The organism is Acidobacteriota bacterium (genome assembly GCA_016208495.1).
Classification (GTDB): Bacteria; Acidobacteriota; Blastocatellia; order Chloracidobacteriales; family Chloracidobacteriaceae; genus JACQXX01.
The window spans coordinates 44,631-66,162 of the sequence record JACQXX010000136.1 but is presented as its reverse complement, the minus strand read 5'-3'; the positions used below and the strand labels follow the sequence as shown (position 1 = coordinate 66,162).

At 50.4% G+C, this 21,532-nt stretch carries 17 protein-coding genes; 9 read left to right on the top strand and 8 right to left on the bottom strand.

Translation table 11 applies throughout. From position 1 onward, the window contains the following. Positions 1-65 precede the first annotated feature (65 nt). From HY774_26755 to HY774_26740, 4 genes are all read right to left on the bottom strand, one after another. Positions 66-1,367 carry an efflux RND transporter periplasmic adaptor subunit gene (locus HY774_26755; GenBank protein ID MBI4752105.1) on the bottom strand — a complete coding sequence of 434 codons (1,302 nt, stop codon included), beginning with the start codon at positions 1,365-1,367 and terminating at the stop codon, positions 66-68. Positions 1,368-1,787: 420 nt separating this feature from the next. Further along, positions 1,788-3,032, bottom strand: coding sequence for an ABC transporter permease (locus HY774_26750; protein MBI4752104.1), 1,245 nt, complete (start codon positions 3,030-3,032; stop codon positions 1,788-1,790). Next, positions 3,025-3,768 carry an ATP-binding cassette domain-containing protein gene (locus HY774_26745; GenBank protein MBI4752103.1) on the bottom strand — a complete coding sequence of 248 codons (744 nt, stop codon included), beginning with the start codon at positions 3,766-3,768 and terminating at the stop codon, positions 3,025-3,027. Before HY774_26745 ends, HY774_26750 begins: the two co-directional genes overlap by 8 nt. A gap of 170 nt (positions 3,769-3,938) precedes the next feature. Then, positions 3,939-5,354, bottom strand: coding sequence for a sigma-54-dependent Fis family transcriptional regulator (locus HY774_26740; protein MBI4752102.1), 1,416 nt, complete (start codon positions 5,352-5,354; stop codon positions 3,939-3,941). A 273-nt stretch (positions 5,355-5,627) separates the two neighbouring features. Between HY774_26740 and HY774_26735 the strand changes: the two genes are divergently transcribed. Beyond that, positions 5,628-6,086, top strand: a complete 459-nt coding sequence (locus HY774_26735; GenBank protein ID MBI4752101.1) for a DUF2934 domain-containing protein — start codon at positions 5,628-5,630, stop codon at positions 6,084-6,086. A 175-nt stretch (positions 6,087-6,261) separates the two neighbouring features. Here the strand turns inward: HY774_26735 and HY774_26730 are convergent, their stop codons facing one another. After that, positions 6,262-7,266 carry an alpha/beta fold hydrolase gene (locus HY774_26730; GenBank protein ID MBI4752100.1) on the bottom strand — a complete coding sequence of 335 codons (1,005 nt, stop codon included), beginning with the start codon at positions 7,264-7,266 and terminating at the stop codon, positions 6,262-6,264. A gap of 387 nt (positions 7,267-7,653) precedes the next feature. Here HY774_26730 and HY774_26725 point away from each other — a divergent pair, with 387 nt between their 5' ends. The 6 genes from HY774_26725 (at position 7,654) to HY774_26700 (ending at position 15,902) form a co-directional block, all read left to right on the top strand. Further along, positions 7,654-8,871 (top strand): type II secretion system F family protein, encoded by a 1,218-nt coding sequence (locus tag HY774_26725; protein MBI4752099.1) that lies wholly within the window; start codon positions 7,654-7,656, stop codon positions 8,869-8,871. Positions 8,872-8,942: 71 nt separating this feature from the next. Further along, positions 8,943-10,652, top strand: a complete 1,710-nt coding sequence (locus HY774_26720) for a type II/IV secretion system protein (protein ID MBI4752098.1) — start codon at positions 8,943-8,945, stop codon at positions 10,650-10,652. A gap of 69 nt (positions 10,653-10,721) precedes the next feature. Continuing rightward, positions 10,722-13,280, top strand: coding sequence for a hypothetical protein (locus HY774_26715; protein ID MBI4752097.1), 2,559 nt, complete (start codon positions 10,722-10,724; stop codon positions 13,278-13,280). Positions 13,281-13,680: 400 nt separating this feature from the next. Continuing rightward, positions 13,681-14,199, top strand: a complete 519-nt coding sequence (locus HY774_26710; protein ID MBI4752096.1) for a type II secretion system protein — start codon at positions 13,681-13,683, stop codon at positions 14,197-14,199. A 66-nt stretch (positions 14,200-14,265) separates the two neighbouring features. Continuing rightward, the gene (locus tag HY774_26705; GenBank protein ID MBI4752095.1) at positions 14,266-14,700 is read left to right on the top strand and encodes a prepilin-type N-terminal cleavage/methylation domain-containing protein; all 435 of its coding nucleotides are present in this window, start codon (positions 14,266-14,268) and stop codon (positions 14,698-14,700) included. Positions 14,701-14,921: 221 nt separating this feature from the next. Then, positions 14,922-15,902 carry a hypothetical protein gene (locus HY774_26700; protein MBI4752094.1) on the top strand — a complete coding sequence of 327 codons (981 nt, stop codon included), beginning with the start codon at positions 14,922-14,924 and terminating at the stop codon, positions 15,900-15,902. Between the two features lie 300 nt (positions 15,903-16,202). On the opposite strand, the gene HY774_26695 is transcribed toward HY774_26700, so the two are convergent. The 3 genes from HY774_26695 to HY774_26685 all read right to left on the bottom strand — a co-directional run bounded on the left by HY774_26695 (position 16,203) and on the right by HY774_26685 (position 19,539). After that, positions 16,203-17,930, bottom strand: a complete 1,728-nt coding sequence (locus HY774_26695) for a TldD/PmbA family protein (GenBank protein MBI4752093.1) — start codon at positions 17,928-17,930, stop codon at positions 16,203-16,205. A 100-nt stretch (positions 17,931-18,030) separates the two neighbouring features. Next, entirely contained in the window at positions 18,031-18,900 is an 870-nt protein-coding gene (locus HY774_26690; GenBank protein ID MBI4752092.1) for a hypothetical protein, read from the bottom strand. 33 nt (positions 18,901-18,933) lie between these two features. Continuing rightward, positions 18,934-19,539: a UbiX family flavin prenyltransferase gene (locus HY774_26685; GenBank protein ID MBI4752091.1), complete on the bottom strand. Its 606-nt coding sequence runs from the start codon at positions 19,537-19,539 to the stop codon at positions 18,934-18,936. 715 nt (positions 19,540-20,254) lie between these two features. Between HY774_26685 and HY774_26680 the strand changes: the two genes are divergently transcribed. Both HY774_26680 and HY774_26675 read left to right on the top strand, forming a co-directional pair. Further along, positions 20,255-20,797, top strand: a complete 543-nt coding sequence (locus HY774_26680) for a hypothetical protein (GenBank protein ID MBI4752090.1) — start codon at positions 20,255-20,257, stop codon at positions 20,795-20,797. Continuing rightward, entirely contained in the window at positions 20,794-21,375 is a 582-nt protein-coding gene (locus tag HY774_26675; GenBank protein ID MBI4752089.1) for a hypothetical protein, read from the top strand. Before HY774_26680 ends, HY774_26675 begins: the two co-directional genes overlap by 4 nt. The last annotated feature ends 157 nt before the right edge of the window (positions 21,376-21,532 follow it).

The following is a 21,532-nucleotide window of genomic DNA, read 5'->3' as shown; positions in this document are numbered from 1 at the left end:
CTCTTAATGACTGATTTGGCTACTCGCTACTCACTCTTGTCTCGCTACTCACTACTCGCTACTCACTACTCGCTCTTGTTCTGCGACTGACCCACAACCAACCGATCCCCTTCTTTGAACAAAGGGTTAGGAGCAATGGCGTAGTATTGAGCGTCAGCCGCGAGAATAGTGATTTGGATTAGTCGTGAGTGAGTTGTTGACTCAAGTTTGGTGACCTGGGCTACGTCGTTTTGGAACTGGATGGTTTCACGCGGCACGATCAATTGAGTTCCAGAGGTTGCAATCTCAATTGAGATTCGGGCCGACATCCCAGGTTTCATCAAGTCAGGGAGCGTTTGATCAAGTGAGACAACGGTTTTAAAGATTTTGGTCGTCGTGGTGGGATTTAACTTGAGCGCAGTTTGTGAAATTTCTTTGACGGTCCCTGAAAATGTCTGGTCCGGATAACTATCAAGGACGACGGCTGTCTTTTGACCAACCGCCAGTTTTTGGCCATCAACTTCGTTGACGTTTAAGACCACTTCCATCCGAGTCAAGTCGGGCAATTGCAACACTGAAGCGCCCCAGCCAACCGTGTCTCCGATTTGAAACTTGCGGCGTTCGTTCCCAAATGTCGAGTACACCACAATTCCATCGGTATCAGCCGTGACGGTTAACTGGTTGAGTTCAAGTTTGGTCTGTTCAACTTGAAATTTGAACTTCTCGGCTTCGATTTCAGCCATGCGAAGCTCAGCAGCCTGTTCTTTTTTCTTCTGCTCGATTTTGGTGGTCTGGTTGTCAAACTCGGTTTTGGCTTTTTCAAAGGCCAGTTGTTTTTCCTGCAGCTCACGCCGGGAAACAAGCTGTTTGGGAACGTTGGCGTAGGTCTGAAAATCAATCCGGGCCTGTTCGTTGGTTAACCACAGCCGGCTCAATTCGATTTCCATGTCCCGCAGTGCGGATTCCTGCTGTCCTTTGAGTTCAACAACCCGATTTTCCGCTGTGACAAGCTGGGTTTCAACCTCCTTGATTCGAGTGACAATGGCACTTCCATCAAATTCCACCAGTTTGTCGCCAACTTTAACCAAACTACCTTCGGGCGGAAGATAGAGAATTTTGGTCTGGTTGGTGGCTGGCGCAAAAATGGTTTTGGCTCTGACGGCGCGCAATTCCCCATCCAGGATCAGGCTTTTTTTCACTTCACCAGTTTTGATCTGAGCCGTGCGAGGTGCGGCCTGAGCGGTCTTCAAAGTTGGAATTTGAGCCAGGAGAGAGGCAGGAGAGTGTGAACGAAATGCCAGCGTGATCGGGATTGCCAGTATGCCAAGGCACACAATACAAGCCGAAATGAGATACCAGCGGTTGATTTTGAGTGTAGCGGCAAGCACAACCGGACCTCCGTGGATTTTTTGTGGTTAGTGGTTAGTGGTTAGTGGTTAGTGGTTAGTGGTTAGTGGTTAGAAATCAATCTTTTCCAGGAATTAAACCCTAACTCTCAATAGTCACGACATCGTGCGTGAAATTTTGGCCCAATTCTAACCGAGTAACCAATCACAACATCGTGCGCGATGACGCAGTTACACTTGTCTAGCCAATTGAAATTCTTTTCCCTGTTCTCCGTTCACCAAATGGCAAGTGCCCAGGGGCCGAATCTTTTCAGCATTGTCATTTTTGGCTTTGGGGACAAGGGTTGAAACTGCGCACGATGTCGTGACTGCTTGGGTTGACTAGAGTGCGCACGATGTCGTGACCAATGAGAACTGACCACTAACCACTAACCACTAACCACTAACCACTAACCACTACTTTCAGGATCGAAACAAAATTTCCTCACGGTTAAAAAGTGCCACAACAACCACCAATGCAATGATTGAATAGAGCAGTGAGGAACCAAACGTGAGGGCAATGAAATCGGGTTTAATCAAACTGAGCAAGACCTGCTTGAGGACCAGTGCCGTGTTAAGAATCGGCACCAGACTCATACTCAATGGACTTTCTTCACCCAACACCATCGTCAGCATCGCCGGAACAATCAAAAGCACCATAAATGGAAGGACATATGCCTGGGCTTCTTTCTGATTTCGAGCAAAACTGGAAATCACCAGAAGCAATACCGAGGTAAACAGCACAAGCGGCACCATCATGATGATCATCACCCCAATCGCGGAGTAGGAAATGGCGATTTTACCACGAGTGAATTCCTCAAAAGCCTTGATTCCGCTTTGAAATGAAAAGACCAATCCAGCAATCGCACAGAGCGTGGCAAGCATACTGACACTTGTAATCGTCAATATTTTCCCAAGGATAATTTCAGTTCGTGATACAGGTGATACCAGGAGTGTTTCCATGGTGCCGCGTTCTTTTTCTCCAGCGCAGATATCAAACGCACTGGTCATCCCCCCCAAGGCACCAGTCAAAACAATGGTGTAAGGCAAGATCAGGCTCAGAATCAGCATGCCGACGGATGAATCCTCGGCCAGGCTGCGGGATTTGGCCTCGGCTGGTTTGAGAATCTCTGGGGCAAGATTGCGTTCTTTCAGCCGTGCAATCACCACCTGTTCATTGAACTTTTTGAGTCCGTCCTCAAGCCGATTTTTGGCGGTGCGGGACTTTTCATTCGACAGGTCATACAACAATTCCAGTTCAACCTTTTGACCATTGGCCAGACCAGACCTGGCTGACTCTGGAATCACAAACGCTGCTCGCTGGGCGTGTTTTTTGACCTGTTGTTCTGCCTCGGTTAAGGACGCGAGCGAGATGACGGTCAGGGTGGCGTCTTTTTTCAAAATGGTAATGAGTTCAGGGATGAAATCAGCACCAACCACCGCCACCGGAAGTTGTTCGGCCTTGACCTCAGCCTGTTTCTTGCTAATGAAAAACCCCATTCCCGCCAGCAATAATGGGGTGATAAGCAGCGGCGAAACAATCACCCCAAACAGGACCCGATAATCGCGCATCGTTTCGCGCATTTCCTTGAGAAAGACAACCCAGATCCGTCCCAGTCGAGCCTGCCGGACCGATGGTTTCAACGAAGGTTTATTGTTTTCAATCATGTTCAGAGGCTCCTACGAGTTTCAAAAAGACCGACTCTAATGGAACAAGTCCGGTACGTTCACGGAGTTCCTCAACCGTTCCCTGAGCCACGATGCGACCATCGTGGATGATTGCCACTTCGTCACAGAGGCGTTCGACTTCGCTCATGATGTGGGTTGAGAAAATGACGGTTTTGTCTTGTTCACGACACCGTTCGATAAACCGCATAATGGTGCGGGAGGTCATCACGTCCAACCCGGTTGTTGGTTCATCAAAAATCATGACTGGTGGTTCGTGAATGATGGATCGGGCGATGGAAACCCGCTGTTTTTGCCCGGTTGAGAGCTTATCGCACCGCCCATTGGCAAACTCATCCATTTCAAGCACCGAGAAAACTTCCTTGAGACGTTGTTGAAGGAGCACTTCAGGCATCCCATACAGCCGCCCAAAATATTCGACCATTTCACGGGCGGTGAGTCGCCCATAAAGCGCAGTGCTGGTTGAAAGAAAACCGATTTTTTCGCGGACTTTTTCAGGTTCGAGGCGCACATCGTGCCCGGCAACGTAGGCTTCGCCGGTGGTTGGTTCGAGTAATGTGGCCAGAATTCGGAGGGTGGTGGTTTTTCCGGCGCCATTGGCGCCAAGGAGTCCAAAAATTTTGCCAGGTTTGGCTTCAAAACTGACACCATTGACCGCATGCACTTCTCCTCGCTTACGGTCACGAAACGTCTTCACGAGGTTTTTTGCTTGTATCATGTTGATTCCATTGTTGTTGTGACAAAAGTACTTGAGTGGGCGAAAGTAGTTTTTGGGTTCCGGTGACTGGCACCTGTTTTTCGGCCCCTGGTTCTTTCGAAGGCAGGGTTCCTCGTTTGAAGCACCAGGACCAGATATTTTCCAACTGGGGGTAAGGCTTCCACTCAAAACTATGACTCTGAGGTATCGCGAAGCAGACTGGCCGTCTGCCGGATTTTATGTTTGTCGAGCAAGTGGCGTAGTGAACGGACGGACATCTTTAAAAGTTCAGCCGCGCGGGTCTGGTTCCCATGCGTTCGGCGCAGGGCCTGAAGGATGAAGGATTTTTCCATTTCAGCGATAAACCCTTCCAAATTTATTCCATCCGCGGGCAGGTCAAAAGCTGAAGTAACCTTGGCAGGATTGTATTTCAGAATGGTTTCGGTCAGCCGTTCCGGACGAATCTCGGACGTTGACTCAAAGGCCACGGCACGCTCAACAGCACTTTCCAATTCACGCACGTTGCCTGGCCAGTCATATTTTTCAAGGTAGCGCAGGGCTTCTTCAGAAATGCGAGTGATCTGACGATCCACCATCCGGGTATATTTTTTGAGAAAATGGTCCGCCAGTTCACGGATGTCGTCGCGCCGCTCCCTGAGGGGAGGAATTTCAATCGGAATCACGCTCACGCGGTAAAACAAATCTTTTCGAAACGTTCCTTCTTCCACCATCTGGCTCAGGTTGCGGTTGGTGGCGGCAACCACCCGGGTATCAATCGGAATTTCCTCGGTGCCTCCGACCCGACGGATACGTCGTTCCTGCAACACACGCAATAGTTTGACCTGCATGCTGAGTGACATTTCCCCAATTTCATCGAGGAAAATCGTGCCTCCGTGGGCGGATTCAAAGAGACCTTTTTTGTTAGCCACGGCGCCGGTGAAAGCACCTTTCATATACCCAAATAACTCTGATTCCAGCAGCGTCTCAACAAAGGCGCCGCAGTTGATCGACACAAACCGCTCACTGGCCCGTGGGCTGCAGGTATGAATGGCATTGGCAACGAGTTCTTTGCCGGTTCCGGACTCACCCGTAATGAGGACGGTGCTGGTGGTCGGAGCAACCGTTTCAATCACCCGGAAGATATTCTGCATGATGGAACTGTGCCCGATGATGTTTTCCAGCCGCCCACGGTCGCTGAGTTCGCGCTTGAGGAGAACCACATCTTTTCGCAGTCGGCTTTTTTCAAGGGCGTTGCGCACGACCAGCTTGATTTCATCAATATCAAAGGGCTTTTGGATAAAATCATCGGCCCCCATCTTGAATGCCTCGCGTGCACTCTCGACCGTGCCGTAGGCAGTCATCAAAATCACCATGGTCTCGGATGAAATATGGCGGCATTCAGCCAGCAACTCCATCCCAGTCAGAGTGGGCATCCGCACATCTGACAAGACCAGGTCATAGACATGATTACGAATCATTTCCAGGGCTCTGGCCCCATTATCAGCCAAATGAACCGTATATCCCTCACGCCTGAACACACGCTCTAAAACCTCACGCATGCTGAGTTCGTCATCGACAATGAGCATTGTTACCATATAAATCTCAATATTCTGAACAAATTAGCGGGGATTGAAAATCTTGGGTCCTGTTATGTTTTTGTTACGAAGTGCGAACCATCTTTGCATGAATAAACGCGGCATGCTACTCTGGCGGGTCTCTCACGTTCAACTGCTTTTAGTGAGAGTCTTACATCATGCATTTGTACTTAAGCATTATTCTCGAAATTCCAATGAAAGGATGAGTTCCCACAAACTCTTTACCCATCGTGTGGGTCACGAACGTTGATCCCGGTGGGCTTAGACCAGGAGTGTTTACGACCTATGGATATAAATGAAATTCGCCAAACTCTGCAGAATGACCCTGCAGTCCGTGACATGATCGCCAAACGCGCGTTCGAAATTTTTAAGGCCAACGGCTATCAACTCGGACGTGATTTCGAAAACTGGGTGGAAGCTGAACAACAGATTTTACCAGGTCTGGTTGATCAGGAAGCCAAACGTCGCCAGACTGAACAAGCCCGAATCGCCGAAGCGGTGACGGAATCAGCTATCGCCGAAGAAACGATTGCCGCCCCAGCGGCTGAAGAAAAACCAGTGGCTGAAGAAAAACCAAAAGCCAAAAAGGCTGTCAAGAAAGCAGCGGCCCCGGCTGAAGAAAAAGCTGAAAAGCCCGCCAAATCAGCCAAAGCTGAAGCTCCTGCCGCTGAAGAAAAACCAGCCAAAGCCGAAAAACCGGCCAAGGCTGAAAAACCAGCCAAAACCTCAAAAACCAAAAAGTAGAGCCATAAGACGTCGGGCTGAAGATTATCGGGCTGAAGAAAACGGGCTTGGGGCAGAAAGACTCGCAAGCTCGGGGCAAAGGAAGGGATGAAGGATGAGGGATGAAATAAAACCAAGTCTTCAGTCCGATATTCTTCCGCCCACCTTCTTCCGCCCGACTTCTTCTGCCCGTTTTCTATCTCCCCAGGTTTTTTCGGAAAAACCATTCCAACCGCTCACGATATTCCTGGCGAGCACGTCGAAAACATTGCGTATGTGCCGCCTTGGGGACTAACCATAATTCTTTGGAAAGGGTCGTAAGCGCGGTGAAAATCCGTTGTGAATGCTCTGGGCGGACAAAAGTGTCTACCGCACCATGAACTAATTGAACCGGGCAGGAAATGTGCGGGGCAATCGCCACCGGGCTCACCTCACTCACATTGAACTTGCCGCGTCGGTTGGCAACGAGCATCGCCCCCCACGTCACCGGTTTGAGCATGGACTGCGGCAACCAGGTCGCATCGGCGATATATTCAGCCGAAATCTGCTCCAGGGACGAAAATGGACTCTCAGCCCAAACAGCCCGAATTCGTTTGTCACGAGCTGCCACCTGCAATGCAATCGCAGCCCCCATTGACAGCCCGATCAGCCCGATTGATTTTTCACGAACCTTGTGTTCTCGGATGAGATAATCAATCAGTGCTGAGATGTCACGGGTTTCGTGATAGCCATAGGTGACAAATTCACCCTGACTGAGGCCATGTCCCCGCCCATCAAACACAAAAACATTCAATCCCGCCTGATACAACACCATCGCAAACCGAATCATACTGGTTCGGTTCCCAGTTACCCCATGTAAGGCAATCACTGTCGGCTTCCACCGCCCAGCTTGCAGGAACCACCCGTGCAGGCGCGTTCCGTCAAATGAGTGAAAGTCAATCTCACGATAGTGGACGCGTTTGCGCTGGAGAAAGTACCGCAAATGCCGGCTCGTCAACTGTGCCAATCGTTTTTTTTGCGGCGTCACCAGCATTGATGACAGCGGATAAGCCGCGGCTGCCGAAAGCAGCATATAGCTCCCTGCCGCTCCAAGCATGGCAATTCCCGCCCGCTTAAACCAGCGGGCAGTCGTTTCCTTCCACTCAGAAGGCGAGGGTGAACTGGTTCCCTGGGTGGGTTTGACCAAACGCTCTGTGCTCATGCCAATATCTCCTGCCGAAACACCTGCCGGATCCCCTGGTGCGGGCAACTCCCTTGATTTGAAAGCAGGTCCATAAGATACTTGTCTTTTGGGAACCTTCCCAGATCTCTGACGTGCAACACGCACAACTACGCTCAAATCACCATCCTAACACGCTCTGGCGCGCAATCCTCGACCTTCGTTTTATTGACTGCGCGCAGGTTTTGTACCTGGCTTTTCACCACCATACCTGGTCGAATCCATTTCCAGTCACCAAAAGATCCAATAGCGAGTGCACTGACGGTTTGATACCAGGTATGAGGAATGAATGATGAATGATGAATGATGAAATCGCTCACCGTCTGGTATTCAATCAGATGGCCTTTTCATAGTTCATAAGTACCATATATGCCTGAGTTTACCTGTCGTCTCGGAACGCCTGCGGGCGAATTAATCACCAAAGTCGTCGAAGCTGATGGCCCAGAAGAATTAAAGCTGCGGTTGGAACGCGAAGGATTTCGTGTTTTTGCGATTGATATTCCCGGTTCCAAACTTGGCGGGTTATTCTCGCTCTCAACCCAGGGAAGCGTCAAACTTGAAGAATTTTTCCTGTTCAATCAACAGTTCGCCACTTTGTTGCGAGCTGGATTGCCCATGTTGCAAGCCATGGGAGTGCTGGTTCGTCGCTTAAAACCCGGCATGTTTCGCACGGTGCTCGAAGACGTCGAACGCCGGATTCGGAGTGGCGCGTCACTGTCTGAAGCTCTGACGGCCCACCCGAAAGTGTTTCCCCGATTGTATACCGCCTCCATCCTGGCTGGTGAACGGTCCGGAGAACTGGATCGGGTGCTGCTGCGCTATATCAATCACGCCAAAGTCATGACGGAATTGCGCCGCAAACTAAAGAAAACATTGACCTATCCAGTTATTTTGATCACGGCTTCAACAGCCCTGGTCACTTTGCTGACGACATATGTCATTCCTAAGTTTGCCACGCTCTATGAAAGTTCAAATACCAAGTTACCCCTCATTACTCAGTATGTAGTGGCTGTCTCAAAGTACACTCAGGATAATTTGATTTGGATTGCGCCATTGCTGTTGGTGATTGGTCTGGCTTTTACGATTTGGAGAAAAACCCCAACTGGGGAACTGGCCATTGATCGCTTCCTCCTCAAAGTCCCTGTGATCGGAGATGTCATTCGCCAAACGACCATTTCCCGAATGGCCCGCAGCATGGCCACGTTGCTGGCCGGGGGACTGACCCTGTTGGAAGCCCTGGAAATTTCCACCGAAGTGGTATCCAACCGGGTGCTGTCGGATTCGATGGTCCAGGTCATGCGCCAGATTCGCGAAGGTCAATCATTGATTGATTCGCTGGAGCAGGCGGGATGGGTGCCGCCAATGGCGATGGATATGATCGGCGTGGGCGAAAAATCCGGCTCCCTGGGGACAATGCTTGATGAAGTTGCCGTTTTTTACGATGCCGAACTCGACCTTCGGCTCTCAACCTTAACGACGTTGATTGAACCGATTGTGCTGATTTTCATGGCCGCCGTGGTGTTAACTGTTTTGCTGGCGCTTTATTTGCCAATCTTGCAGTTTGTGGGCGAGCGTCCGTCCGGTTAAGAAAAGTGACCGCTCCCTGTGATTGACGTCACCTTTTGATCTTCTATTTTTTGAGAATTATTGATTCCGCTATGTCCGAAGCTCCGCAATCCAATGCGACACCGCCTCCTGGAGGCCCACAATTAACGCTCCCAGGGCTTGATGCCATTGATCCCAAAACCCTGGCGCAACCGACGCCGGACCGGTCAGACTTCGACATCGCTGACGCCGAAGCCAAAAATGCTCAGGATCTGGCCCGCCGGTATCGAATGGAGTTTGTTGATCTTGGGGCACTCAACCTGGACTATGATTTAATCAATAGCCTGCCGGTGGAACTGATGGTCCGTCATCAGTTTATTCCACTCCGGCGCGATACTAACCGCCTGATCATCGCTATGGCCGATCCAACCAACATGGATCTGCTCGATGAACTGGCGGTCCAGTTAAAAACCCAGCTCAAACCAGCCGTTGCCACCAAATCAGCCATTGAAAATGCCCTCAAACGGGGCGATACCGCGCAACGAGTGCTCCAAGGGGCCACCGAATCGTTCCGGATGAAGCTGGTCAAGGAAACCGAACAGGGTGAACAAGACCTGGACCTGGACCGCCTGACTGACGAAACGTCACCGGTGATCAAGCTCATTGACACCATTATTTTGAACGCTTTGGAACGGCGGGTGTCAGATATCCACATTGAAGCTCGCGACACCGAGGTGATGGTGAAGTACCGGATTGACGGAGCGCTCTACCCGGCAGCGAAGCCAATTGATATTACCTATCATCCGATGCTGATCTCGCGCATCAAGGTGATGTCGGAACTCGATATTGCCGAGCGTCGTGTTCCCCAAGATGGGCGGTTTCGGGTGCGGATCAAAGGGCGCACGGTTGACTTCCGCGTTTCAATCATTCCGGCTGCCCACGGTGAAAGCTGCGTGATCCGTATTCTGGACCGCGAACAAATCAACGAGTCCTTCAAAGATTTGAGTCTCAACATCGTTGGATTTGAGGAAAATGACCTGCGGCGCTTCCGAAAGTTCATTGCCGAACCCTATGGCATGGTACTGGTGACCGGCCCCACCGGGTCAGGCAAAACCACCACGCTCTATGCCGCCCTCAATGAAATTTACAACGAGGAAGATAAAATCATTACCATCGAAGATCCGGTCGAATACCAGTTGCGTGGGGTGACCCAGATCCCGGTCAACGAGAAGAAAGGACTGACCTTTGCCCGCGGACTGCGCGCTATTTTGCGCCACGACCCAGACAAGGTCATGGTTGGTGAAATCCGCGATGCTGAAACGGCTCAAATTGCCATCAACGCGGCCCTGACCGGACACCTTGTCTTTACCACCGTTCACGCCAACAACGTGATTGACGTGATTGGCCGGTTTCTCAATATTGGTGTCGAAGCCTATAACTTTGTCAGTTCGCTCAACTGTGTGCTGGCGCAGCGACTGGTCCGTCAATTGTGTACTCATTGTGCCCGGCCATATCAACCAACCGACCTGGAACTGATCGAATCGGCTCTGGATCCGGATAAGTGCCGCCAGTACCAGTTTTATGAGCACGTCGGCTGCGAACACTGTAACTACACAGGATATCGTGGCCGAACTGCCATCCACGAACTGTTGGACTTATCTGATCACATTCGTGAATTGATCCTGGATCGGCGTCCCGGTTCGGAAATTCGCCGGGCAGCCCGCCAGGAAGGGCTCACTTCCCTGCGTGAAACCGCAGTTCAAAAAGTTTTTCGAGGATTGTCAACGCTGCGTGAAATCAACCGCGTGACGTTTATTGAGTAGAGGCGACTCACCATTTTTGTTTGATCTTGAGATGACTCACTATATTTTTGTTTGGTTTTGAGGAAAGTTATGAATCAACGATGTTCTTTTCGATACCGACTGTACCGTGCAGCCTGTCACCTGCTTTGTCTGCTGCTGGTTTTGAACCTGTTAGGCGGCAGCACCGCCCTCGCCTTTAATGGAAAAAAATATTTCAAGACCGGGCTCAGATATGAGGCGACCAAAGAATGGGATCGAGCGGCTGAAGAGTTCAGTCTGGCGCTGCGCGAAGATCCAGGAAATGCCGAATATGAACTGCACTACCTGCGTTGCGTGTCAAATGCGTCGTTGATGTTTATGGACCGTGCCCGGATGCTGGTCGCACAGGGAGATTATGAAAGTGCTTACATGGCCTATAAACAAGCCTACACCTATGATCCGACCAATGAACAGGCCCAGGCCAAAATGAAGGAAATGCTTTTGAAACAAGGGATTACGCCTTTGGCAAACGGCGACCCTGACCCGTATCAGAAAGTTTCCGACAAAAACAAACAGGTCATGGACTATGCCGCCCCAGCGGCACCCAAAATCGCCGACAGCATCGTGATTACCGAGCGCACGGTTGAAGATATCATCCTGCAACTGGCTTCATTTATTAACTTTAATGTTGTCTTTGATGCCCAGGCCAAACAGCCGGTCGGTGTTAAATCCAAACTTTCGCTCAAAAACATCACGTATGCCGAGGCATTGGAAATCGTGCTCGATTCCAACAACCTGGCGTTTTACCCGGTCGGGCGGCGGACGATTCTGGTCGGACCCAAAAACAATCCACAACTGGCAGCGCGGTATGACACCAGCATGCTCAAAACGTTCTACATTCGGAACGCGAAACTGCAGGATGTCCAAACCCTGATTACCCAAATGCTGGGTGCCGGGAAACAAGTCGCTCAAAATACCCAAAATAACACGCTGACGGTCCGGGATTCGCCAGAAAACCTGGACATCATCCAGAAACTCATTGCCAGTATTGATAAACCCCAGGCGGAAGTCGTCATGGACGTCAATATCTATGAAGTCTCTCAGGACGATTTGCTGCAAATTGGGAATCAGTTCAACTCAGGCACTGGCCGCAACCAGGCTTCGCTGCTGAATCTAGGCGGAGTTGCCCAAAGCGGATTGCGCAATACTTCGGCGACTGGAATTTTTGGCCCACTGGGAACGGCGCTGGTTTTGCCGCCGACGACCTTCAGTTTCTTGCAATCGCGCGGCAACACCAAGCTCCTGGCCCAAATCCAGTTGCATTCGTTTGAAAGTGAAGAAGCCACCGTCAACGTCGGTCAGAAAGTCCCGATCCAAACGGCTTCAATCCCGTCGTTCAACAATAACAACAACAACAATAACCCCAACAATAACAACAACTTTAATAACTCTCTCTTTGGCGGGGTCAATCAGGTTCAGTACAACGATGTCGGTCTCAATATTTCGATTAAACCCAAAGTGATTGACGATCTGGTTCAGATGACCCTGAGTGTTGAATCCTCAGGCGTGGTGGCCTCAACCTCTGAATCGCTAACGCCAACCTTTACTCAACGCAAAGTAAAAAGTGTCGCACGAGTGCGTGAGGGACAAACCACAATTGCCGCCAGCATTATGCGTCAGGATGATTCAAACTCCCGCCGTGGAATCCCTGTCCTGAGTTTGATTCCAGGTATCGGCAACCTCTTTTCAACCCCTGTGAAAAGCAAAAATGCAACCTATATTTTAATTGCCGTGACGCCACACATCCTGCGCGGTGGCGCCGTCAGTGAAGAAGACGAGAAAATGACCTTTGGCCCGCTCGATTTCCAGATTGGCCCCAATGGCGCTCAAGGATATGGTCGCAAGTTGAGTTTGCTCGAACTGACTCAGCAGGCAGACCTGAAAGATCAAAAAGAAGCTGAACAAGGTCGTCAGCAGGTGCCTTCAAACCAGCAAAATCAATCGCCCTATGCCCCAGCCAAAGGCACCAATCAGTCAAAAGCTGAGTTCCAGGGCGTGAAACAGGGTGATGGAATCGTCCGCCCACAAACGGTCCCGGTGTCACAGACCAATCCTCAAAACTCAAACATCCAGACCTATACACCAACAGTTCTGCCCAACAACGAAACGGCTGTCCCGCCAACCAACCCAAATCCAAACGATGGAAATCCCCCGTCCAAAGAGAACCCGGCTCAACCATCAGCCCCCGTGCAACTGACCCCAGTCATCGCCCCATCCATCCGGCCTGCAGTCGGGAGCATTGTCAATCTGGCGGTCATTGTCAGTTCCCCACAGGTCAAAATTTCATCGGCGGCCTTTTACATCCACTATAACTCGGCGGTGGTGAAACCCATTAGTATCCGAGATGGCGGATTGTTTAATGGACCATTTGACCAGCGTGACGATGGCTCTTCATTGTTTGTCAAAACATCACTCAGCCCAAACCTTGGCTCCATTGCGGCAGCCGGACAACTCATTGTGATTGATTTTCAGGTCATTGGCCCCGGTCCAGCCGATATCGGGTTTGATATGATCGAAATTTTCGGCGCTGATCAGCAACCAGTGCCAATCATCAATAATCCGATTCCAACCATTACGGCCATTGGTCCACGACAGAGCGGACAACAATAATACCAGCTTGTAGTACCAGCTTGTAGTCAGTAGTCAGTAGTCAGTAGTCAGTAGTCAGTAGTCAGTAGTCAGTAGTCAGTAGTCAGTAGTCAGTAGTCAGTAGTCAGTAGTCAGTAGTCAGTAGTCAGTAGTCAGTAGTCAGTAGTCAGTAGTCAAGTGTTGGGGTTTTGAAGTATCTGTCAAGTGTATTTTATTCGATTTGAGTCATTTAGAAACAATTCTTTTCAAGAACTCCACGGATTCAACAATCCGGGTTTTATCTACTGACTACTGACTCATCATCTACTGACTACTAACTACAAACTATAAGAATTTGGAACCAGTCTACCAGACCATCGTGAGTACAACCGGGGGAAATTCTTTCCCCCACTCGTTCAAACACCAGGCCCAGAAATCGAATATGCAAGACCGAAACCATCTTTTCTCTCGTCCACGTCAACGAGCCAGCCTTCTTCAGAGTGGTACCAGTTTACTGGAACTGGTGATCACCCTGGCAATTCTGGCGATATTGACGGCGGCGGTTCTCCCAATGACAGCCAACACGGTCAAAAGCCGGCGGGAAGTTGAATTGCGACGGGCGCTGAGAGAACTCCGCGAATCAATTGACCGCTTTAATCGGATCGAATACGTCTTGTTTCAAGGACAACGCATTCCAATTGAAGATCGAACCCCGTCTGGATTTCCGAAAAAGCTGAATATTCTCTATGAAGGGTTTATCCCAGCCGGACAGGTCAACGATAAAAAGGTGTACCACTTGCGCCGGCTGCCAATTGACCCAATGACTGGAACCGCCGAATGGGGAATCCGCTCATCAACCGACGAACCGGATGATTATTCGACAAATGGGGATGATGTGTTTGATGTCTATTCGCTTTCAGAGGGAACCGCGATGGATGGGACCAAATATAAAACCTGGTGAATTTCACATCGGCGGTGATGCAACATTGACCAACGTTCGATTTATTGTTTTGATTTGATAGGATTTATGGGTATTCAACCATTTTTCAATTCCAATGTTCGCCAGTCTTCGACCCGTGGCCGCGCGCGTGGGTTTACCTTGCTTGAACTCACCATCACCATCTCACTGATGATGATTCTGGCCGCGATTGCTGTACCGGTTTACCAGTCACTCATTCTCCGCGCAAAAGAAACCGTCCTGCACGACACGCTCTTTAAACTCCGGGATAGCATTGACAAATACACCAATCATAAAGAAGCGGCACCATCCACGCTGCAGGATCTGGTCACAGCGAAATATATTCGGGAAGTCCCAATTGATCCAATTACTGGACGCAATGATACCTGGACGGTGAAGTTAGAAGAAGAAGCCTCCTCACGCGACGGGAAAATTGGCATCCGGGATGTTTTCAGCGGGGCCGAGGGGACTTCGACGGAAGGAACTCCGTATACCGAGTGGTAGCGACCAGTCACTCAAACTCCATTTCCACACTGCCTGGGCCAGCGCGCATCGGCTGGCCTTCCTTCTCTCTACCATAGGTTTTCAGATAAACATTTTTGTGGTGTTTTCAGCAATCAAGCTCAGAAACCATTGAAATATTTGGATTTGTTTTTTGTGTATTTCGTGTATTTCGTGGTTTCCTTATCTGAAATTCTATATCAACTTCACGACCAATCACGCCAATGAACTTGTTACAGCGCGCACTCAAGACGCTTAGCGCCCCCAATTTGCCTCATCATGCCTGTGCGTTCGCCACATCTCACATTTCGATAGCCCAGGTTTTACGACATCACGGCCATCGCCACATTGAGCGAAGCGCCGCCCTTCCAATCCATTCTGATTTATTCCGCCCATCATTTAGCGGGATCAATATCCCGAATGTGTCAGCTCTGGCGGATGCCATCTTTTCACTTGGAAAAGGAATTGGATTAGGTCGTGAAAAGCTGTGGGCGGTAACCCTTCCGGATGAAGTCACCCGACCACACATCATTTCATTACACACCAGTGTCACCAATGAACCCGATGTCATTGAAGACATGCTGGTGCTTCGAATCGAACGACTGGTGGGGGAACCAATTGATAAGCTTCGGGTATCGCATTCGCCGCTTTCGCCAGTCGCTGGACAAAAACGCTTTCTGGTCAGTGTCGCGGTTGAAGCAGTAATGAGGGAATATGAGCGCCTGTTTGATGAACTGGGGTGGCATGTCGGCTTGATCTGGCCCACCTCGTTGGCTGAAGCAGTCTGGTTAAACCGGCCCAACGCCTTGCCAAATCAAATTTTACTCAGTTCAACCCCGAACGAAATGACGGTCTTGATCCTGCATGACCAGGATCCAGTGCTGCTCCGAACCCAGACTTTTGACGAATCCGAATTTGGCGATACGTTGCTCCGCCTGTTGCTCTTTTACCGGGATCGTGCTGGGGAAATTATCCCTGGTGTCACCATGGCTGACAATCCACTGGATTCCACCGTGTTTGAAGTCCTGGCCCTGGGCGACCAGTCACATACCAAAACCATTCGTGATTGTGTGCAGGAAGTTTTTGGAGTCTCGCCGGTCATGGTGTCCTCTGACACACTCGGCCTTCCCGTTGCCAGCCTCATGACCGATTTTGCCCACATTGCGGCGGCTGCCGGACTGGCTTCCCTGTCATTGCCAGCGTGATGAAATGACAAGGTGACAAATGACAAGGTGACAAATGACAAGGTGACAAGGTGACCAAATGACAATTGTCACCTTGTCCCCCTGTCATCCTGTCACATTGTCACCCCGTCACCCCATAAGCACCAGGATAAGAAAGCCCGTGCCTTTTCCGTTGGTATTGAATGACGTTCTTGTTGGGTTGGGGTTTCGTCCTGACCGTGACCGTGGGCTTCGCACCACGGCTATTACACGACGACCCTCCAGGCCTGAAATCCTTATCCTGGCGCTTATGCCTTGTCCCCTTGTCCCCTTGTCACCCTGTCACTTTGCCACTTCACGGGGTGATGGCAGAATCGGCAGTCGTTCTGAGGATTTTTCCTTCTTCTGCACTTCAATCTGAGAGGTTAAAAGACTGGGTGAAATCGCTGACACTGGGACCCAGCCGGATTCGGCCCCGCACATCCCGTTAAACACTTCAACTTTATCGCTCCCGGCAATGATCTTGCTAAATGAAGTGAGGGGCGTTCCAATCAAATCAACGCCACGCACCAGTTCATCTGGCCGCCCATTGGTATAAACCCGGTACACCATAATTGGCGTCACTTGAAACGCCTGAGGTGTGTCGCGTTGGGTAAAAGTAAACCCGCCGGAAATATCTTCAAAGATCAACCCAAACGGCTTTTTTTGTTTTTTACATTCAGAAATCAACATGTCGCGGAGTTTTGCTTCAGAAACCGGCTTGCTGGTCTGCACAATCAGGTTGCCCTGACGCCCAACCGGAGCAAATCCAGGAGATTTGCGTCCGTGTCCGTTGGATTGAGTAAACCCTTGAATTGGGGAACGCGAAAGCAAAAAGTTTTTCAGGATTCCCTGTTCAACAATTGGCACCCGCTGGGCCTTTACCCCTTCATCATCAAAGTCATAATAGCCATTCAAATCAATGTTGTTCTGCGCCTTCAATGTCGGGTCATCAAAGACCGAAAGAAAACCCGGCAAAACTGATTGATTGACGCGTTTGGTAAAGGTCTGGCCGCTGTCTTCGTCTTTTTGGCGATGGCCTTCGATTCGATGACCAAAGATTTCGTGGAAAAAGACCCCGCTGGCGCGTCCAGACAAAATTGCCGGCCCGGTATAGGGTTCAACCACGGGTGCATTCCGCAACGCCAGCAGGTCTTTGGACATTTTCTCAATCACCCGGAGAACAGTTGCTTCATCCGGAAGCCGATCCAGCGATTGCGTATCGAAAGCCTCATACCGGTACAAATTCATTCCGTCATCAGCCTTGGTCTGGGCATAAAATCCAAGTCGGCTAAAAATTCGCCCGTGCTGCAGCGAAGCCCCTTCGCTCGTGACCAGATATTTGTTTGACGCCTCGGCATAAAAGGTCACGGCGCCCTGCAAAATTTCAGGATATTTGGCAAACAGGGCCGAATACTCACGCGCTTTTCTCTCCCAGGCAGCAGTATCAACGTCAAATGACACCAACGGCTGAACGGCAACCTGAGGCGTTTCCTTTGAAAAATCAGCCGAGAGGTCTTCTTCCTGAACTTTGATCGCCCGATTGGCTTTGATTTTGATCAGAGCTTCCACTGCCTCGCGATACCGTTTGTCCGTTTGAAGCCACAGAGCACTCTTGATGGCATCCGGGTCATCTTCAACCGGTAAATAACTCGCCGGCGAATACACCCGCGACGAAAAAAAGGCATTTTCACCCCGGATCTGATGGCTGCTATCCAGGCCATACCCACCAACTCGAACATCCACATCCAGCAGGCGATAGCGTGAATTCTGTGAATTCTGCAAAGCTCCAAGCGAGGCCGTAATCTCAACCCGATGAATATCTGAGGCCGCGTAGCTCACAAAGTACGGCGGGGGATCGCCTTTCTGGGTAAGAATTTTGAAGGATCGTTGAAGTTCGTCTTCCAATGCCTGGAGCACGACGCTTTTTTTGACATCGGCTGATTGTGGCGAAGTCTCCCCTGGAACCGATCCGGATACCAGGTTACCGAACGCCAACCAGATACAAAACAAAGTCAATATTTTTTTCATGTGAAACTGTCAGCCAATCTTTCCTGGAATGCAGGCGTGAAAAGAAAAGGTCTATTTTCGTGTGTTTGGTGTGTTTCGTGGTTTTTTGCGCTGAAAATTTTTATCCACGTTTTGAGTGCAATCGGGCTGAAATCTGGGAAATCAAGGTTCGGATGGGCATCGAAACGGTTGAGTCAGCCTGCAATTCCCGAAGTTCGAGGGTATTCAACGTCTGAATCAATGTGGTGGCACGTCCAGGTGACAAATACCGGCTTCGCAACAGGGCCTGTTTGACATATTTGCGAACCGACCATTTCGGGCTATCAGCAATGAGCGACACAACGTGACTGTGGGTTGCTTTGCGCACGGCATTGGCCACAATGTTTTCATTCAAAAACGGGTTGTCGAGGGCAGCCCGCACTACTTCCTGACTGGGGTCATTCAACATATGCGGAATCAGTCGAGTACCGTTGATGCGTCGGGCCATGGTGATTTTTTGCCCCAGAGCAATGCCGGCATACTGCTGCAAAATCAGGTTTTCGGCTGCGGTTTTGACTTCCATGGGCAGGGCTGGGGTTGTCAGGACAAATACCAGATCAAACAAATAAAGCTGTCCCACCAGACGTAATCCAGCCGAAGCCGGCAATTTTGGATTGAGCACCAGAACCCGCCGCAGGACATGGCTTCTGGCGACACGTTGGTCACCCGCCATCCGCCGCAGAAGTTCAAAGCTTACATCACGGCGCCGGGCAAGGATGTGCAATTCCTCCTCGCTGGTCTCTTCGTTATCGAGGAGGGCATGGAGCACATCTTCGACCACATCAAAAACCAGGTCCCGGCGGTCATCAAACACCGTGCTCCGGGCACGTTGCATGCGTCGAAGCAAGTCCAACTGAGCCAGCATCATTTGCTTGCTGGCCAAAACTTCGGCTGAAACCTCCGAAATCGTTTCCCGGATAGCGTCTTCATTCGACACCAGTTCATCAGTCATAGTTCCCTACCCCTGTGTCACGGTTTCAGGTCCTCAGGTGCGACGCCCCTGCCAGACAGTATCCGCCGTGTGCGAAATATCGAGATGGTCCAAAATGCGATAGACAAAATGATCAACTAATTCAACAATCGTTTTCGGGCGATGATAAAACCCAGGCGATGCCGGTACAATCATCGCCCCAGCTCGCTGTAGTTTGAGCATATTTTCCAGGTGAATGGCATTATAGGGTGACTCACGCGGGACCAAAATCAGTTTTCGGTGCTCCTTGAGGGTCACATCGGCTGCCCGGTGAACCAGGTCACGCGCAATCCCATTGGCAATATAGCCCAGACTCCCCATACTGCAGGGAAGAATCACCATCCCGTCGGTGCGGTAGGAGCCACTGGCAATACTGGCACCAACGTCTTTGGCTGGATGCAACTGTATTTTGTCGGACGGGCGTCCAAGCAGCGTTTCCACGTCGGCGGCCTTCACGCCGGAAATATCCAGATCCAGTTCTTCACGCAAGACAATCAAGCCATAAGCTGTCAAAATCAGGTGGATTCGTCGCACTTCCGGACTTTCTTCCAACAAATGCAGTAACCGCTGGGCATAAACCGCGCCACTGGCGCCGGTTACAGCGACAATAATATCTTTCACGCTTTTACCTGCTTTCTAAAACCCTATGTTTTTGAGAGGAAACCGTGGGGATGTTTGCCAAATTCTAAAGGGAACGAATAGTATTTTGGAAGGTCGCTTCACTGTATTGGCGCATCCCGGCTCTGTCACCAGGCAACACCCCAACCATTCGGCAATCTCCTGTCGCATTCAAACTATAGATTTTCAGAACAAGAAACCACGGAATACACGGAATACACAGAAAATAAATCCAAATTTTTCAATAAGGGAGTCGGATGGAAATATCATACCATCAGGGTTCAGGGTTCGGGGTTCGGGGTTCAGGGCCAAATAGTCCACGTTGAATGGTACCCGCCAGTTCCCCAGTCTTCATCGTGCGTCGGATCAGTTGCTTCATCGCCGAAACCCTGAACCCTGAACCCTGCTAATCCCCCCGGATTTTGTGGGGTGATTAGTCTTATGTTGAAAACAAAGGACTTAGCTAAACCACATTTTTGTGGGTGACAGGTAAAACAGCTCAAAACAGGCCATTTTTAGGGCTTTTGGATTCATTTTTGAGCTTACCCCACAACATCCGGGGGGATTAGGAACCCTGAACCCTGAACCCTGAACCCTGAACCCGATTTCAGTGGGATTTTATTTTCTTCTGGGTCCCTAATTTCTGAGATTCCAATGAAATGCGGACGGAGGAAATATTTATCTGAAAAGCTATATCAATTCCTTGTGGAGTCTTCCCATGAAACGTTTTTGGTCAACCATCTTTGCTTCCGCTTGCCTGATCCCAGGTATCACCGGTTTTACATTCGGTTTTTTCATTCTGGTGACTGGGACAATCCACCCGGTACAGGGAATGCCGGTTCAAAACCCGCCCACGACAACCCAAACCAATAAAGATGACAAAACCGGGGCTCAAACCCCACCCAAAGATGAACCCCCAAAGCCACCGGCGATTCAACGCATTCCTGGGTATCCGCCAGTGGAACAACGGGTCGAAGCATATCGCCGTCTGGCAAACAGCGGGAAAGGCCCACGCGAGGAAAGCCGCCCGTATGTGGTTGAAGGCGTTACCGTAGTCGGTCTCTCAGGCACCAGGTCCGCTTTTCTTCGGACCGAAGACGGCAGCACGGTGATTGTCCGGAAAGGAATGAAGCTCTATAACGGAGAAGTTGAGGCCATTCAGTCAGATCGGGTGGTTTTTCGTCAAGGCAAAAAACTGGTTGAAAAATACTACCGTCAGGCCATTAATGCTTCGAAGTCGGAGGAAGGCGACGCCCAGTGAAACATACAGTCCATCTGGCTGATCTCCAGGAGAAAAAAGGTGAACCAACGCCCTATTGCGCCGTTCAACCCTTCCAACTCTCTTCTTCTCCTGGGTTTCAAAGCGCTCTCGTCTGGCTTGAGCACCCCCTCAATCTGGTAAATTTTCCTGAAGTCCTCTCTGCAGCCGTGCTTTTGGCAAGCCCGAGCTGCAGAGTTCATTTTTCCCGCCTGACTGGTCCGCCATCCGTCCCAATCGTAGGCCCACTGGTGCGGCGGGTCGGACCGCATCGAGCATTGGAGTACCTGCTCACCGGAGTCGAACTGAGCGCCGAAGAAGCCTTTCAAGCCCGGTTAATTGATGGTGTGATGTCCGCTGAAACTTTTGAAACCTGGATCAATCAGGTGCTCGTGCTGAGCCCACAATCACGGGAACTGGCCTTTGAAATGGTGCACCTCCAACGCTCAGCCAGCCAGTCAGCCGCTGAAGCCGCTGAGCGGTATGGGTTCGCCCTGGCATTTGCGCTCCCAGATGCTGCCGAAGGCATCAAAGCTTTTCTGGAGAAACGCCACCCCCACTTTCAAATGAAGAATGAATAAAGTCAGTACCACCTGCGTGAGCAGGTGGGTTTCTTTTCAATATTTTAACAAATCATTCATCTTACCTTTGCAACTTTTTCAGGATTTGAGTCACTCACACCATCGTGCGGATGCAACATTCCTCAGTTGTGCTCGCTGCACCTTTTCATTCCGAAAC